At 35.3% G+C, this 289-nt stretch carries 1 protein-coding gene; it reads right to left on the bottom strand.

Annotated features, from left to right (window positions below; translation table 11 throughout):
- Positions 1–289 (bottom strand): YihY/virulence factor BrkB family protein (locus AAEY83_RS13990; protein WP_351059743.1); only part of this gene is annotated, 289 nt, incomplete at both ends.

Below are 289 nucleotides of genomic sequence, written 5' to 3'. Positions count from 1 at the left end.
AACCACCCCACCTAACGAGCCATAAGTTTCGTTATAACTGGCAAATTTCGATACATAAAATGAAAAACCAATTGAAGCGACTATCCATAAAATTGTCGCAATAACAGATCCTAAGGTGATCCAACGCCATTTAGCAGGTTTACGATGCGGCGCGTAACGGTATAAAAGCACTAAGGCAAAGTTAAAAGTAAATGCTAATAATGGCCATGAAATAAACGTGATGAGTAAATCTATATTTTCTTTTAATCCCACTAAATTAAGTACTACCGGTAAAATACCAATAATTAAC

Source organism: Psychrobacter sp. TB20-MNA-CIBAN-0197 (assembly GCF_040309765.1).
Lineage (GTDB): Bacteria > Pseudomonadota > Gammaproteobacteria > Pseudomonadales > Moraxellaceae > Psychrobacter > Psychrobacter submarinus.
The sequence above is the reverse complement of the archived record's forward strand: the minus strand, read 5'-3'. Positions and strand labels throughout refer to the sequence as shown.